The 13,168-nt window shown below is 50.8% G+C and carries 15 protein-coding genes; 2 read left to right on the top strand and 13 right to left on the bottom strand.

Features of this window, described 5'->3' with window-relative positions; all coding sequences use genetic code 11:
- Window positions 1-17: 17 nt before the first annotated feature.
- The 5 genes from DK507_RS07990 to DK507_RS07975 form a co-directional block, all read right to left on the bottom strand.
- The gene (locus DK507_RS07990) at window positions 18-704 is read right to left on the bottom strand and encodes a response regulator (protein WP_109355848.1); all 687 of its coding nucleotides are present in this window, start codon (window positions 702-704) and stop codon (window positions 18-20) included.
- Between the two features lie 166 nt (window positions 705-870).
- Complete coding sequence (locus tag DK507_RS17845) at window positions 871-1,425, bottom strand: hypothetical protein (protein WP_162558961.1); 555 nt, start codon at window positions 1,423-1,425, stop codon at window positions 871-873.
- Between the two features lie 51 nt (window positions 1,426-1,476).
- Window positions 1,477-3,927 (bottom strand): TonB-dependent receptor, encoded by a 2,451-nt coding sequence (locus tag DK507_RS07985; protein ID WP_162558960.1) that lies wholly within the window; start codon window positions 3,925-3,927, stop codon window positions 1,477-1,479.
- 10 nt (window positions 3,928-3,937) lie between these two features.
- Entirely contained in the window at window positions 3,938-4,897 is a 960-nt protein-coding gene (locus tag DK507_RS07980; protein ID WP_109355846.1) for a FecR domain-containing protein, read from the bottom strand.
- Between the two features lie 20 nt (window positions 4,898-4,917).
- Complete coding sequence (locus DK507_RS07975) at window positions 4,918-5,454, bottom strand: RNA polymerase sigma factor (protein WP_301950668.1); 537 nt, start codon at window positions 5,452-5,454, stop codon at window positions 4,918-4,920.
- 200 nt (window positions 5,455-5,654) lie between these two features.
- On the opposite strand from DK507_RS07975, the gene DK507_RS17840 reads away from it, so the two are divergent.
- Both DK507_RS17840 and DK507_RS07970 read left to right on the top strand, forming a co-directional pair.
- Window positions 5,655-5,945, top strand: a complete 291-nt coding sequence (locus tag DK507_RS17840; protein ID WP_162558959.1) for a hypothetical protein — start codon at window positions 5,655-5,657, stop codon at window positions 5,943-5,945.
- A 112-nt stretch (window positions 5,946-6,057) separates the two neighbouring features.
- On the top strand, window positions 6,058-6,666 hold the full coding sequence (locus tag DK507_RS07970; RefSeq protein WP_216822360.1) for a hypothetical protein: 609 nt from the start codon (window positions 6,058-6,060) through the stop codon (window positions 6,664-6,666).
- Between the two features lie 28 nt (window positions 6,667-6,694).
- Here DK507_RS07970 and DK507_RS07965 read toward each other — a convergent pair whose 3' ends face one another.
- The 8 genes from DK507_RS07965 to DK507_RS07925 all read right to left on the bottom strand — a co-directional run bounded on the left by DK507_RS07965 (window position 6,695) and on the right by DK507_RS07925 (window position 12,876).
- Entirely contained in the window at window positions 6,695-7,081 is a 387-nt protein-coding gene (locus DK507_RS07965; RefSeq protein ID WP_109355844.1) for a hypothetical protein, read from the bottom strand.
- Window positions 7,082-7,130: 49 nt separating this feature from the next.
- Complete coding sequence (locus DK507_RS07960) at window positions 7,131-7,706, bottom strand: PadR family transcriptional regulator (protein ID WP_109355843.1); 576 nt, start codon at window positions 7,704-7,706, stop codon at window positions 7,131-7,133.
- A gap of 152 nt (window positions 7,707-7,858) precedes the next feature.
- On the bottom strand, window positions 7,859-8,005 hold the full coding sequence (locus DK507_RS07955) for a hypothetical protein (protein ID WP_216822359.1): 147 nt from the start codon (window positions 8,003-8,005) through the stop codon (window positions 7,859-7,861).
- A 411-nt stretch (window positions 8,006-8,416) separates the two neighbouring features.
- Window positions 8,417-8,620 carry a helix-turn-helix domain-containing protein gene (locus DK507_RS07950; RefSeq protein ID WP_216822358.1) on the bottom strand — a complete coding sequence of 68 codons (204 nt, stop codon included), beginning with the start codon at window positions 8,618-8,620 and terminating at the stop codon, window positions 8,417-8,419.
- Complete coding sequence (locus DK507_RS07945; protein ID WP_109355842.1) at window positions 8,620-8,850, bottom strand: DUF2274 domain-containing protein; 231 nt, start codon at window positions 8,848-8,850, stop codon at window positions 8,620-8,622. The genes DK507_RS07950 and DK507_RS07945 overlap by 1 nt, the downstream gene beginning before the upstream one ends.
- 1 nt (window position 8,851) lies before the next feature.
- Window positions 8,852-10,096, bottom strand: a complete 1,245-nt coding sequence (locus DK507_RS07940) for a TrbI/VirB10 family protein (protein ID WP_109355841.1) — start codon at window positions 10,094-10,096, stop codon at window positions 8,852-8,854.
- The gene (gene trbG, locus DK507_RS07935) at window positions 10,093-10,632 is read right to left on the bottom strand and encodes a P-type conjugative transfer protein TrbG (RefSeq protein WP_109355840.1); all 540 of its coding nucleotides are present in this window, start codon (window positions 10,630-10,632) and stop codon (window positions 10,093-10,095) included. Before trbG ends, DK507_RS07940 begins: the two co-directional genes overlap by 4 nt.
- 888 nt (window positions 10,633-11,520) lie before the next feature.
- On the bottom strand, window positions 11,521-12,876 hold the full coding sequence (locus tag DK507_RS07925; RefSeq protein ID WP_109355838.1) for a hypothetical protein: 1,356 nt from the start codon (window positions 12,874-12,876) through the stop codon (window positions 11,521-11,523).
- Between the last annotated feature and the right edge of the window lie 292 nt (window positions 12,877-13,168).

Below are 13,168 nucleotides of genomic sequence, written 5' to 3'. Positions count from 1 at the left end.
TAAGGAGCTTCTGACTTTCACCCGGCCATCAATCTATATCCAACACCTCGAACGACCGCACATATGGTTCGTGCACCAGCCCTTTCGAGCTTATGCCGCAAATTGCTGATATGGCTATCGACTGTGCGTTCCAAAGCGTCGCCTTCTGGCAGACAGGCATCCACCAACTCAGCGCGAGAGAAAACCTTTTGCTTCGATGCCAGATGAGTGAGCAGGCGATATTCGGTCAATGTCAGATCAAGCGCAGACCGCTCGTCTCCCCGCAATATGTCCGCGCCATAGCTGCTCTTGTCAATTTCAATATCGCCGAAGCGGATCAATGAAGCTTCATGGTTGTTGTTCGTTCGCCGCAACACCGCCTTAACCCGGGCGACGACTTCCATTGGATTAAACGGTTTAACGATATAATCATCAGCGCCCAGTTCAAGTGCCAGTAGTTTATCGAGATTTTCGGCGCGCGCCGTGGCCATGATAACAGGTGTGTCACCAAGTTTTCTCATCTCCCTTAGTACGGATATACCGTCACGCTTGGGCAACTGGACATCGAGGAGAACCAGGTCAGGTTTGAGTGACAGATGATGTGTCAACGTGATGTCTCCATCCGCTGCAGTCACTGTGCGATATCCCTCGCGTTCGAGATAGGAGACCAGAATAGCCGAAATTTCACGCTCATCCTCAGCCACTAAGATCAATGAGTTTTCCATATTTCCACCCTGTTCAGATTTGTGGATCACCGGTCGGGCGCACCGATCGTGATATTATTGTGGAGGTTTTACCGAGAGTTCGTCGAGATTTGGGCAGCCCGTGGCAATGGTTCGCGATGTACTGGTCTATCACAATCGTTGAATTCATTAAGCTTTTCATCAGATTTCACCGAGAATGACGGCCACCCCAAATGATCAACCTCGCGAGCCAGTAAAAGCAGTAACAGGGATCTGTTTTGATATGCTCCAATGATGCTAATTTCTCGGCACCTGCAGAAACCGGCTGCGATTGAATATTTTGGTCTTTTGTTTCCAACCCGTCGACCGACCGTCCAGCCCTGCTCCAGGAAAAACCCTCTGATGATCTGTTGAGTGACGTAACGCAGTTCTTCCTTTTCTTGGCTTTTGAATAGGAAACGATGTGGCCAATCATGCCGATATGTCGCACGCCATATTTTGAGGCGCAGTGAGTGCTGGGGTCAGGAATGGTGGCTACTTCAAAAGAGCGGAAAGTTGCCAGTGGTGCCGAACTAAGATGATCCAACACCACTGGCGTTGCGACCCGGCTTGACCCTGGAAATCCCAAAACATGGTCAAGCAAGGCGCTCGCTTCATCCTCGAAACGCGGGCGTAGATCGGGGATGAGTGCGAGCTGTAAGGTACGACGCGAGTAGTTTCGGTTCGAAATTTCCGCGTCGAATTTAGATCTGTTGGTTGTCATACTAAGACAACGTCGCCCTGTCGGAGTACCCGCACCAAATGCAGATAATATTTAAAAGTCTGCTTTAAAGCCAATCGTGACAGTTAACGGCCGTATCGGTGTCACTTGTTGACGATCCACAACCGTGAACGGATTGCCTAAGGAAAAACTGTTCGCCTTGCTGTCGAAGGCGTTTGTTACATCTGCGAATATCGTCCATTTTTCGGAGCGCAGTGCGGTACCTAATCCGGCCGTTACATAATCGCCTTGCTCCAAAGGGACGAACGGGCTGATTCCAAGCTGAGAAGAACCAACGTAACGGATTTGAGAGTGAACAATCACTTCAAGTGTGTCGGATATGGGTTCTGTAATATGAAAACCAACATTTGCACCGACGTTCGCGATATTGGGAAGCCGACTGCCTTCGCTTTTCAAGAATTTTGTTTCTGCATTGGTGACCTCGCTGTCGTTCAGGAAAAACTTGCCGTTCACAGTCAATGATGGCGTCAGCTGCCAGTCAAATCCCATGGCAATTCCATAAACGCTGCCGTCGCCAATATTGACTGTTTCGGAAAACCCGAATGCATCAACGATATCAGCCTGTATATTCTTCCACCGGGAGTAAAAAATACTCGCACTCGCAGTGATCTGGTCAGAGCTTCCTATCTTCGATCGCATTCCGGCTTCAATCGTGTCAATGCTATCTGGACGGAAAACTTCAATTCCGGCGGAAAGGTCGTCGATCGATATCAGTCCGCTGTTCACAGCTTCATTGATGTTGCTGCTATCCCCATCATCGATGAAATCTTCGTTGATGCTAAAGCCGCCCGGGCGATACCCTCTCTGATAGCGTGCATATATCAATGCGCTCCGATCTGGCCGCCAGCCCAGTGCAACGGTTGGCAAATATCTGACATCTTCCCGATCCAGATCAACTTCAATGCCGCCTGGCGTGATATTGTTCACACTAAACTTTGTATAGACGACGCGGGCACCTACCGTTCCAGTGATGGTGCTGGTCAGCGGATGACTAAGTTCGCCGAAGATCGCAGCTTCTCTGGTTTTGCCCAGTACATCTGAAAATGGGTCGGGCGAATTTGCGAGGCCAAGACTGCTTGTTAGTTGGTCTTCATTGTCAATCAGGGTGATTCCTGCCACCCAGGAACGATTATTGGTTCCGCTACCTGAAAGCCGGGTTTCATGACTAATCAGCCGTATTTTACGCCGCTCGTCAAATGCCAGCGGCGTGCTGGGGCTGGACGGATCAAATTGCAGCAGAGCGGTAGCGTCATATCGCGTAAGTAAGCGGTTATTGACCAGACCCGTTGCTGATACCAAATTCAGATTGTCCCATTCTTTTTTAAGGGTCATCGAATAAGCGGCAAATTCAGATTCAAAAGGCTGGGCGATGACTGAACGCCTCGTTAATGCACGCTCTCCCAACTCTGCAAATTGGCCATCAAATGTGTGGATAGTCTGTAAGGCTGCGTCGGCTTCAATGGACCAGCTGTCTCCCGGCTTGAAAAGAAGAGACGCTCGGCCTCCCTTGATCCGGTCTCTGTTGATGTTTTTCAATTTGCGCTGCGCGTCGTCGATATAACCGCCGTCACTCTGCACATAGCCCAATGCGCGTATTGCCAAGTTATCATTAATGGGGGCGTTGATCATCGCCGCCAGAGCAGCGCTAGGTTCGCCATCATTTGTGAAAGACAGTTGTGCCCATCCCGTGCCATATAAAGCGCTTATGTCGGGTTTTTCAGCTATAGTCCTGATCGCGCCGCCCAAGGAACCGGCTCCATAGAGCGTGCCCTGCGGCCCTTCTAGAATTTCGACCCGCTTCACGTCATAGAGCCTGAGATCTGGACTGGGTGAATTGAAAGCAAGTCTGGTATCACCCAAATACATGGCCAATGTAGACTGTGACGGGCCGTTGAAGCTGCTGTCTGCGATACCCCGCAGGAATATCTTGTTACGGCCAGAACCCAGATTTGTCTCAGCCGCTGAAGGCAATTGCCTGATAATCGCATCAATGCCTTTCGCTGATGCCGACGACACATCTGCTCGCGGAGATATTACCGTAACCGAGCCAGGATAATCGGTCAGCGTGGTAGATTGTTTCGACGCGGTCACAACTATTGTTTCGGTCACGGGTTGGATAATCGGACGAACCGGTTTTGGAGCCTGTATACGCTTTGGTTTGACGTTTGGTCTGCTACGACCAGCGGGTTTGTTGAAAATACGGACAGTATGCTTATCGATAATTTCGAAGCTAAGATTTGTCCCGCGTAGCAACCTTCTCAGACCTTGACGCACTGTATATCTGCCGCGCACTGGCGAGGTTTTTTTGCTGGCCGTTTTTACATTGATGCCGCCCAGGGAAACGCCTGTTTGCCGAGAAAACTGGTTTAATGCTCTGTCTACTTTGGTCGCCGGAATATCGATGTCATGGCGTGGAGAGGCCGTCGCTGGCGCACTTACAAACAACGCACAAAGGATCGCGATTTTTAACAAACGAAGTTTCACCAACAACACCTTAAGGGACAAAATGCCAACCTTCATCGGTGTTTTCAGCCCTTACGCCAAGCAACTGCTCCAATTTTTGAGCCATTGCCTCGGATTCTTTGTCGACCAATATGACCCCAGTGAAACGTTGATCGGAGATTGAGTCGGCGACACTTATTTTCTTGCCACTCAGTCGCCCCAGATCAGCGGCAATAGCGCTCAGAGGTGCGTTGTCATAGTATAACCGTCCCTCGCGCCAGCCTGCTACGGCTTCCGGTTCAATAGCACGCAATACCGGATTTTTTCCGTCCGTTAGGGTTAGCGATTGCCCGGCTTTTACAAGCTGCTGTTCTTGTTCCGGATTAAAGCGAACAGAACCTTCCGATACCGACACGCTGAAAAGTTTCTCTGCATTTCTTACATTAAACACCGTGCCTTCATCCCGCAAAGTGAATGATCCACTTTCAACAACAAAGGGTTTCGATTCGTTGTGCTTCACAAAAAAGACCGCTTCACCCCGATCCAGTCGAGCGAAACGCGGGTTGGCCGGGTCTGTCGCGACTACTGTGTCGCCGTTCATTTCGATCCGTGTTTCAGGACCAAGAGCTATAACCCGCGTTTCCCCAGGTGCTGTCTGAAAGATATCCAGCTCAGGACTACCGCCTGATGGCCAGAACAGAAAAGCAATGAATAGTGAGGCGACCAGTCCGAGACCTACTTGCCATTTCCGATTGTCATTTGCTGGCACGGGCGTTGACGGTATCTCATCGGTTTCACCCTCAGCAGGATTTTCTTGCAACCCATCCAGCCCAAGGTCGTTTTCACAAACCTCATCATAGGCCAGCCGGTGCGCCTCGCCTTGGTCCAGCCATTTACCGAACGCCATCCAATCCGAAGGCGAAGCGTGAGGGTCGCTGACGCGAACATGCCACTCAATGGCTTCATCGAGCAGTTGTGGTTCGTCCCTGTTCAAGATGTGTTTATCATTCATGCCTTATCAATACGACGCTATCAGTCGTCTGAATCCACACCCTTTCTAAAATCAATAATTGCCCGATAAGCTTTTCGAAGATGCTTTTCCACGGCGCTTACACTGATATCGAGTTCCGCTGCTATATCCCGCTGCGCTCGGCTTTCCACTCGAAACGACCGGAAAATATAGGATGTTCTTTCTGGCAAGCCGTCCAGAACTTGCTCAACTTCTGCAAGCATTTCGCGGCTCAGCAAATGGCTGACCACATCAGGAGAATCGTCAACATATTCAGACCCGGCCGTGCTGGATTGTGTTTCAACCCATTGCTGTTCCCGGTCAGCCCGGCGCTTGGCAGAGCGGCGTCGATCATAGGCTGCATTTTGCGCCATCCGAAACAGATATGATAACGGATCATCGACCGGCCCGATTTTTAACCGGTCAATTTTCAACCAAAGATCTTGAAGCACATCTTCTGCGTCCGCAGCATTACCAAGACGGGAACTTAAAAAGCCTTTTATAACAGCGCGTTTAGCTAGGAAGACGCAAGCTATTTCGCTGTCATCCCTCCCACTCATAGCCATCAACCACCTTTATATCGAAAGAACCAAGTGGTACTCGCCGCGGAGCACCAGATCAATCATCAATCAGTGATGATATAGCATATCCAAATGGATCCTATTTTACTATCCCCAAGTGCGGATCGAGATATTCGTCGCCGTCGTTGCATTGAAGGCCCGATTTTTACGGGTCTGTAATTTACATCAGGTGAATAGAAATGAAACGAACGCTAACCCCCATTGATCTGCCTTTTTCTGCGGTAATCGCAATTATTCTTGTAGCAGTTGCGACTCCAGGCATTGGAAATATTCAGCCTGCCAGTGGAGAAAATCCTCTGTCATATGATGCCAAGGATATCTTAAGAGGTACCTCAATAGCAACCGAGACGCCAAGATCTTTTAACCGCCGTCGCCATTTAGAAACTAAGGCAACTGAAGTTCCCGTTGAAAGTCGGCAGTTTTCTCAATTGTTCTTCCGGCGATCAATAGTCCAACTGAAATCCTTTTAGTTGTTTATCGGCCGACCTGCGACCGAGAACAGAGGGTAAAAAAACAGGCCCAGCTTAAAATAGGACATAAAATTTTTGATCGGCGGCACCTACTTCACGCTAGGATTAGACATTGAAACGAACCAAATTCATAATTTTGATTTTCCTGACCGCGCTCGCCGGCTGTCAACATCAGCTTCATCATACACCTATGCAATTTTCTTTGGAACGCGATCGCATTACGGCGGTTGGTGAGGTTGACAGCAATAGCTTGAATTCCTTCGAAAATGTCTTGAAGAAAAACCCGAATATCAGAACGCTGGTGTTGAAAAATGTCGGCGGTTCAGTGGACGATGAGGCAAATATTGAATTCGGCCGAGTTGTTAGAGAATTAGGCTTTGTCACAATTGTTCCTTCCGATGGCCTCGTCGCCTCAGGTGGCACGGATTTGTTTCTCGCTGGAGTGCAGCGCATTCTCGAGGCTGGTGCCTGCGTTGGCGTCCATTCTTGGGCTGCTGAAAACTTTGTCGCCACTGATTTACCGCGCACCGATCCGGAGCATGAGCCTTACCTTGCATATTATGATGACATCGGGATCGATCAGAAGTTTTACTGGTTCACGCTCGAGGCTGCCCCGGCAGACAACATGCATTGGATGTCAGATGAAGAGGTCGCGGAATTCAAAGTCTCCACAAGCTCCACTTTATCGTTGGGATCAGCTACAACCTGTGACAACAGATGATCTTCTTCCGCATCGCGCTGCCGTGATGCTACGTTTCGGAGAATTGCTTTAACTTCAGCATTTTCCAGATGACCCACAGGCTGGCCCACGCGGGAATTTGGATCAGTAAAAGGTTGGTCGCTGACACATCGTCAAACAACATACCCCGGTGAAAGAAGATAGCGATATGATAGATCGCATGAAGAGCAGGCCAGATACAGGCGAACATTCCTACTGAAGCATCGCGAAATGCCCACAATATACCGCCGCCCATCACGCCGTAGGCAATGCCGATATCCCGGACAAAATGCTTATGATACAAACCCATCTGCGCGATCCCAGGCACGTTGTCATACCACCATTGCGGAGCGAACCACATCACCAATCCGTTGATGATGTAAGCGAGACCGACGGACCATAAAATTAGCTTATTCATTTGGCTTCTCCCTATTTCGCGATCCGTTTTGCAGTGCAATTTGCCCTAGTCATGACTCAGCTTGTTTGATGGGGAGCACTGAACTCAGTTCCCGGACGCGCTGTTCGCTCAATTCTTCCAAAGCATGGGCGCACCAACTGGCCCATTCCCGTTCATTTCTCATGCCAACTTCCAGAGCTAGTTTCCGACCCAAATCCGACAATGAACAAGCCTTGCCAATTTTGTTATGAATTGCCTCATATTGTTTTTGACGGTCTTTATGCCGATCCAGTCTCAAAAACAGGTTTTCGCGCAGTGCCTTTAGGTCAACAGACTCAATTCCATAGAGCTGAACCAGAAAGTCGTCTTTCATAGGTTGTGGTTCCGAAGGAGATTGAGACCAGTCGAAAAGACCGGAACGCCCCAAAGCTGTGATCTGAAAAACAATGCGATTGGGCTTGCCAGTCTGCTCAATCTCTTCAGATTGAACATAGCCTTTGTCTTTCAGCTTTCGCAGCTCGCGATAAATCTGAGAATGCTGAGCACGCCAAAACAATCCGGTCGACTCATCAAACTGCTTGGCCACGTCATAACCGGTTTTGGGTCCATCAGTTAGCGCAACCAATATCGCATATCGCAAGGACATAAAATCTCTCTCATATGATACTAATCATATATAGATATGGCATTTGTATCATATGAGTCAAGTTCCGATCTGGGATGCTTCATTGTGATATTCGCGCTTGAGATTGAAGTGCAGAGATATGACTAGTGTCTCCCCGGTCGCAAAAGCTGATCTCAACCAGCGGGCCATGTCATCCCGCCAATTCGATCGGCCAGAAAGTCGATGAACAAGCGCACCTTGGCCGTCAGCACATTGGACTTAGGGTAAATGAGCCACAGGGCCGCTCTATCGTCAACTTCATAGACTAGGAACACGCGCATTGGCGATCCCTCGGGACGAAAGCATACGGGTGGCAATGGTTGCCATCGTAGAAAATCTGCCGAGATCACCATTTTTCGAATTACATTTTGCGCCCATTGGAAGCACAAGAATAGGCCTGCGGAAGCTCCCAGCTTTGGTTTTTTGAATAAATTTGCTCACAAACTGACTTCAAGGCCAGTCCCACAAGCGGCCAGGCCAAGGATATGGGAGCTGCTGCGTGAAACCTTCTTTGGCGGCGGAACTAGAGAGATCGAAGTGGCTTCTGTCCGCTTTCGGACATCAGAGCTATGGCCTCCAATGTCCGAAATTGGGGCGCAAAGCTGACCTCACACCCAGCCAATTCGAATGTCCGCAGCTGGGGCGTTAGCTGAAAGTCTGCTTCTACCGGCCATGTCAAAAGACCAAACAGCCTATGTGCGGCGTCGGTCGATGAAATCCTGCAGGCTGCTGACCATGACCAATCGCGAACTTCCCACCTTGATCGTCTCGATTTCGCCGGCGCCGATCAACTCATATAGCTTGGACCGGCCAATGCCAGTCATCTTCACTGCAACCGGGATGCGGACGGTGATTGGATATATTTCAGGCTTGGATGGCATGTCTGTCGGTTCCATCACTGATTGCCTTTTTGCAGCCTTGCCCTGCAGCGTTTGAATTCCTTATCGCTCTCCAAAAAAGTGGTGAGCATCGCGGGTATCAGATCGATGACCTGGTCTGTTTGCCCATAGGTGTCGGTATAAATGGCCGCATAATCAGCGAGCGCATCGTTCAGCTCGGGCAGTACAGCAATCGTGAGCTTGACCGGCGTCCGATCGGGAAGTTTGTCGATGCGAAGACCTGCCATCTCAATATCCTCCGCCGGTCCAGGGCCTCAGGACGAGATCCTTGTGCACCACGATCCGCAGCGGAAATCCCGGACGTATCTTGATCGTGGGCTGTATGGCGAGGTTTTTGCCGACCAGTTGCTGTCCGGCCCGGTCCGCATTCTGCTGTGTGGATTCGCGCAGGGCGCGCACGAGATCGCTCTCGCTGTCTCCAAAGGAGAGTTCGGTGCCGACCCCGAGCAACGTCGAGAGCCCAATGCCCTTCAGCAGCTTCCAGCTGTGATTGTCGACCGTGTCGGCAAGCCCCGCATATCCCGACGTATCGCTTGCAGGCGCATTGTCGATTTGTAGCGACGAACCATCTGGAAATATGATGCGCTGCCACACCAGCAGAGCGCGGCTCTGACCAAAAGCGATAACGCTGTCATATTCGCCGATCAGGCGGGAGCCTTGCGGGATCAGAATGGTACGACCCGTCATACTGTCCATGATGTTCTCGGTCACCTGGGCAGTCACCAGTCCGGGCAGATCGGAATTGACGCCGGTAATCAGGCTGGCCGCAACTATGCTCCCGGCAGACAATGTCCACGGTGACGGCGATGGCTGCAATGGATGTGGATTGATAGTATCGCTGCTGCCCGCGGTTTTTAGAAAATCGATCTTGCGCCCCTGGGCATTGGGATCACGCGCCGGATCGAGCCCCTGCGGTTTTGTGCCAGCTGGCAAACCCGCTTCATTAGCCGTCAATGGTGCTGGAACGGTGGCGCTCGCAGTCACGGATGCGGCCCGCTGCAATGGCAATATCACGCCTGCTTCGCGCACCTTGCGCAGCTCCGCTTCTCGCCGTTGTCGTTCAGCTTCCGCTGCCTGCGCTGCATTCAGCGCGTCCTGATCCGCCATCGACGATGACCCGTCCTCGCTTGCCATTTTGCGCTGCGCGTCCAATATCGGTTTTCCCAAATCACCGGGCAGCGGCGATCCAAGCTTCGGGACATCGGCATAGCTTTTGGGGCCGCCTGCCAATGCGTCCGGCGGGCGTTTATTCTCCGCATGGATTTGCGTTTCGGTGTCGGCGATCAGCTTGAACGTAGCCGGTTTGAGCGCAATCCAGGTCACACCGACAATGGCAAGCGCGCCCATAGCAGCAATGCCGATGATCACCCCGCGTTTGAAACGGATGATACGCGGTGCCTTGCCGCGCAGCGCCAGGGTTTCCGGATCGACCTTGGGTGGCGGGGTACTCGGTTGCTCTTCTACCGGACTCATGAGCGCTTCTCCCGCCGCCTGGATTTTCTGTCCGCTGTCCTCTTTATCCGCACAACGCTTTGCGGTTTGCTGCCCAGTCTGAGTTCAGCGGCTTCGAACAGTCGGTCGACAATATAATAATTTCCGCGCATCCGGTAATTGACCAGCTGCGCCTCGCCCTTTGCGCCAGTTACAAAGAGAGGCGGAGCCTCATCATGGGCGATGGTCTTTGGAAAGGCGATAAACACCTGAGCGCCATCATCAAATACACGAACCGGGCGCCAGGACGGATTGTCGCCGGAAATGGCATAACCGAAATGGAGCCGGCTAATATCCAGACCTTCTGCAATCGGCGTGCGCGCCCGCGCCGCAACGCTTGCGCGCTTGATGGCGATGAGTTCGTCCGCCGGATAGGTCCATGACAGCGCGGCCATCGCTGTGCGCTGGGTGGATTCCAGTTGAAGATGATAGCTTCGGCGATCCGTCGTAATGATGAGATTGGTTTTGATACCCGCCGCGGTCGGCTTGACCAGGATACGCGCCGTTGCGTGATGCAGCGTTGATCACAAAAGTTCGATAGTCGTCATTGTCAATAGCCTGCATCTCTGGAAGGGCAGCGCTAGGGTCGCCGAACGTCGCACCCAACACAAATGCGCCTGAGCTGTGAGACAGGATCTTTAGATCTACGTCTTGGCTTTTTCTCGCAGCAATTTCATCGGATAACGAATTTAGTAGGCTCCTTAAATGGAAGCCCACCAAGGGTCCGGAGGCTTGCGCTTTGCCCCAGGCTCCTAGGCCAATCGGTGAACGAAATCCGTCCCAATAGATTTCAACGAACCGCAGGGTCCTCCCTGGATTGGCATGTCGACTTAAAGCGTTGCGAGCTTTGACGTAGGATTGGCTAGAATTACCGTGAGTATTGTTAAATCCATGAACCAAAAATACGAGATCCAGCGGTACGTTCGGGTCACCAGCTTTCGCGATAATTTCTCTCGCAAGGCCATCCCAGACTTTCCTCTGCCCCGCTCTCCAATTGACCAAACTGTCTGTGGACGAACAAAGGGCGGCAGTTTGAGAGCCGGGATGTTGAATGCTGCATTCGCTCCCAACATTTTCTTTGAAATAGCGGTAAAGACTACCGCTTGGGAGCTTCCCCGGGACTTTGCTTAGCACCTCCATCGGGTATGCACTCCCAAACGCGTCAACAAATACACGTGTCTCATTTGTCACTGGCTGAGTTGATTGTGCTTCGAAAAAGAAAACATTCTTCCCACAAGCGCTAGTCACCATTGCGATTGCAAAGATAGCGAAAAAACTTCGAACTTTCATATCTTACACCCCCGATGTGAATCGGACATTGGTTGATATTCTAAAACAAGTCAAAGACTAGAGAAGTTTGTGAAATTTGGAATACAATATTCAACCTCCTTCTGATTGAATAAGTGTCACGTCCAGCAGTAACTTCGCTCTTTTTGCCATAAAACTGCGCCGACGCCCTGCGACAACGCATAAGCTGCTGCAAGGGCAACAGCATGTTCGTGAAAAATGCGCGCATCTTCGACAAGGGGCCGAATTATCGGCTCGCCATGCGGTCTTTCCCTGACTACTGCAATGTCTGAGACATCGTTCTCACAGTCTTGACCAATTTCCTCTGTTACGGCGAGAATGTAAGAGCTAAGCACCAGAGAGTTCGATGTGCGTTCGCGAGCTCGCGAGATAATGCTGTTCATGGGATCAACGAACTTCTCATGCGCATAACTCAACAAGCTAGATCGTGACGATTCCAATTTTTGGGAGCGGCACCAACTCAACCACTCTTGAGCATCCACCGGGATAGCGACCAGAGGTTGCATTTCTGAAGCCTCCTCTCTCGCCTCTTCGATAAACTCAAGCCAAGCTTCATAGGTGGAAAGAGGCCCGAACTTCTCACCGCTAATCTCTCGTACGGCGTTGTGCTCGGAGCGAGACAGATCGGGAACAATCAGGGCAACAGGAGGGCATTTTTCGAACCCAGTAGAATTTCTGCGCGGGCGACCATTTACATAAAAGTCCGATGGTTTTCCCAAGTGTGGGGCGGGACGCACATAACGCTTTCCCCCAAGATCAAATGTGACATCTGAGACGGCCAACTTCTCACCTATCGGCGTGTCCAGATTGATTAGCGTCGACATAAACTTCTCTGCAAAACCCTGAAACGCTACTTGGAGTTTTTCAAATTCAGGGAAACCAAAGGCAAGGTTTATGGGAATATAGGTGCAAGGCCAAAGAAACACGCTATCGAATCCGTCACTATGGTAATAGCAGCCAGCGACAATCACCCCGTCGATGCTAGTTGTATCATTCCTGACACGATGCGAAACTAATTCCTCCAGGTCTTCGTGGTCAATGGAAGTATACCCGTTGTTGACAATCCAAAGCACCGAACCAGTCGCGTCAACAATTTCCTCTCTCGATTGCGCCAGTTGAACTCGTGCTTTTGCGATAGCTGTCTTGACCGGTCCCTCAACAATTCGCTGATACTTATGTTGTTTTTCTGATGAAAGAGCTTCCGGGTCGAGAACGACAACTGGTCGATTGGGCTGTTCTGTCGAAAAAAGTTTCGCTAGCTTTTCTTGGCGTGGAGCCTTGGTCAATCCTTCATCGTCCAAGATCTTCAACTCGATCAACGTTCCATCGATCAGGTAATCTGCCCCCTTACGCTCGCGTCGGTCGGCATCCAGATGCGCGCGCATTCCGCCAATAGAATCAATAATTCCATCGAAATCCTCTTCGGTCAGCGCTTTAATGGGGAATGGGTTCATTAGATATCTTAGAGTTAGTATTGCTGGTGCGAATCTCTAGACAGATATGACACATACAACTTATCTAGTCATGGATATGCTCCAAGGCAGGTGCATCATCATGCCAGCGATGATTTACCAGGTAACTGGCGCTGAATATGTTGGTCTTGTTTTAGCGGAAGGGTGATTAGCCCGTAAGTGAGGCACCCAAAGAGATGCGTTGCTGGATTTATCTGTCAGGCCGAGAAAAAGCCTGGATGGTTCGAGTCCCGATTTCCTACCGCAGACAAATGACGGTATAATTGTCGGTATA

The organism is Sphingorhabdus sp. EL138 (assembly GCF_900258045.1).
GTDB lineage: Bacteria > Pseudomonadota > Alphaproteobacteria > Sphingomonadales > Sphingomonadaceae > Parasphingorhabdus.
Note: the sequence above shows the minus strand (reverse complement) of the source record. Positions and strands in the feature narration are given on the sequence as shown.